Raw genomic sequence first — 2,600 nt, 5'->3', positions numbered from 1 at the left:
CGCTCCTCGGACGGGCCCGGGGAGCGGCGGCCCCGCGGCCCCCGCCCGCCGGTCTCGCCGAGGTCCTCCAGCTCCTCCGCCGCCAGCCCGGCGCGGGTGCGTTCCGAGCGCGGCAGGACGCCCTTGGTGCCCTCGGGGATGCCGAGGTCGCTGAAGAGGTGCGGCGAGGTGGAGTACGTCTCCGGGGGGTCGCTGAAGTCCAGCTCCAGCGCCTTGTTGATCAGCTGCCAGCGCGGGATGTCGTCCCAGTCGACCAGCGTGATCGCCGTACCCGACGCGCCCGCGCGGCCCGTACGGCCGATGCGGTGCAGATAGGTCTTCTCGTCCTCCGGGGACTGGTAGTTGACGACGTGCGTGACGCCCTCGACGTCGATGCCGCGTGCGGCCACGTCGGTGCACACCAGCACGTCCACCTTGCCGTTGCGGAAGGCCCGCAGGGCCTGCTCTCGCGCGCCCTGGCCCAGGTCGCCGTGGACCGCGCCGGACGCGAAGCCGCGCCGCTGCAGCTGCTCGGCGATGTCCGCGGCCGTCCGCTTCGTACGGCAGAAGACCATCGCCAGCCCGCGGCCGTCGGCCTGCAGCATGCGCGCGACCATTTCCGGCTTGTCGAGCGAGTGCGCGCGGTAGACGAACTGCTTGATGTTCGCGACCGTCACGCCCTCGTCGTCCGGCGCGGTGGCCCGGATGTGCGTCGGCTGTGACATATAGCGGCGGGCCAGGCCGATGACCGCGCCCGGCATCGTGGCCGAGAAGAGCATGGTCTGGCGCTTCGCCGGCAGCATGTCCATGATCTTCTCGACGTCGGGCAGGAAGCCCAGGTCGAGCATCTCGTCGGCCTCGTCGAGCACCAGGCACTTGACGTGCTTCAGGTTCAGCTTCTTCTGGCCCGCCAGGTCCAGCAGGCGGCCCGGGGTGCCGACGACGACATCGACGCCCCTCCTGAGGGCCTCGACCTGTGGCTCGTAGGCCCGGCCGCCGTAGATCGCTGTGACGCGTACGTTGCGCACCTTGCCGGCGGTCAGCAGATCGTTGGTGACCTGCGTGCACAGCTCGCGCGTGGGCACGACGACAAGCGCCTGGGGGGCGTCGGTGAGGGCCTCGGGCCCGGCACGGCCGGCCTCCACGTCGGCGGGGACCGTGACACGCTCGAGGAGCGGGAGGCCGAAGCCCAGCGTCTTGCCGGTGCCGGTCTTGGCCTGGCCGATGACGTCGGTGCCGGAGAGGGCGACGGGGAGCGTCATCTCCTGGATGGGGAAGGGACGGACGATACCGACGGCTTCCAGAGCCTCGGCCGTCTCGGGAAGGATCCCAAGTTCTCGAAAAGTGGTAGTCAGGGTGCTGCCTCTTCTGTGTGCGCGATGCGAGGCGAGCGCGGGGGTCGTGACCATGCCGGATGACGTCGGCCTGCATGGGGGACGGGCCTGTGGCACGGGACCACGCCGACGCTCCAGCGCTCGTACCGCTGAGGGCCCCTCCGGATGCCGTACGCACTGTGACGTACCGGCGAGGAGGGCTTTCGGGTCGGAGCCGATCGGGCCACCGACCGGGCATCCTCATGCGTGCAGCCTGTCGAGATACGTCGACGTACCCAGCAGGCGCATTACCACCATACCCCGGAATCGCGCACACGCGATGGCCGATTCGGTCACGTAGCCGTCGTCACAGTGGTTGATCAGGGACTTCCCCGGGGCGGCGGGCGGGCTATTGTGCGCTTCATGACGACGCCTGACAACGCTCCCGACGCCTCCGCCGAACGCACCTCGGTCGCCGCCCAGGACTGGGCGAGGGCATCCGCCGACCCCCAGTACCGTGCCGCGGTGGTGGACCTGCTCGGCGCGCTCGCGTACGGGGAGCTGGCGGCGTTCGAGCGGCTCGCGGAGGACGCGAAGCTCGCGCCCACGCTCGCAGACAAGGCGGAGCTGGCGAAGATGGCGTCCGCCGAGTTCCACCACTTCGAGCGGATCAGGGACCGGCTCACCGAGATCGGGGCCGAGCCGACGGAGGCGATGGAGCCGTTCGTCGCGGCCTACGACGGCTTCCACAAGCAGACGGCCCCGTCGGACTGGCTGGAGGGGCTCGTCAAGGCGTACGTCGGCGACTCGATCGCCAGCGACTTCTATCGCGAGGTTGCGGCCCGGCTCGACGCCGACACGCGCGGGCTCGTGCTCGCCGTGCTCGACGACACCGGGCACGCCAGTTTCGCCGTCGAGAAGGTGCGCGCCGCGATCGACGCGGACCCGCGTGTGGGCGGGCGGCTCGCGCTGTGGGCGCGGCGGCTGATGGGCGAGGCCCTGTCGCAGTCGCAGCGGGTGGTCGCCGACCGGGACGCGTTGTCGACGATGCTCGTCGGCGGCGTCGCGGACGGCTTCGACCTCGCCGAGGTCGGCAAGATGTTCTCGCGGATCACCGAGGCGCACACCAAGCGCATGGCCGCGCTGGGGCTGGCCGCCTGATCGTCGCGGTGGCCGAGCCCTGCGCCGTGCGGGTGGCGGCAGCCGTCCGCCGAGGGCGCCACGACCGCCGCACGGGCGGGCGGTCCGGGGCGCGTGTCACGGCGTTCGTCGTCCCGGCCGGCGCCGGAGCCGTCGTCCCGGCCGCGG

Annotated in this window: 2 protein-coding genes; one reads left to right on the top strand and one right to left on the bottom strand. The window is 71.7% G+C overall.

Annotated elements, in window-relative coordinates:
• Positions 1-1,241, bottom strand: a 1,241-nt coding sequence (locus ACFSL4_RS20700) for a DEAD/DEAH box helicase (RefSeq protein WP_381084860.1), incomplete at its 3' end; no start/stop codon positions are given.
• A gap of 474 nt (positions 1,242-1,715) precedes the next feature.
• On the opposite strand from ACFSL4_RS20700, the gene ACFSL4_RS20695 reads away from it, so the two are divergent.
• Complete coding sequence (locus ACFSL4_RS20695) at positions 1,716-2,453, top strand: ferritin-like fold-containing protein (protein ID WP_381084857.1); 738 nt, start codon at positions 1,716-1,718, stop codon at positions 2,451-2,453.
• Positions 2,454-2,600: the final 147 nt, after the last annotated feature.

The sequence above is a fragment of the Streptomyces caeni genome (assembly GCF_042678285.1).
GTDB lineage: Bacteria > Actinomycetota > Actinomycetes > Streptomycetales > Streptomycetaceae > Streptomyces > Streptomyces caeni.
Note: the sequence above shows the minus strand (reverse complement) of the source record. Positions and strands in the feature narration are given on the sequence as shown.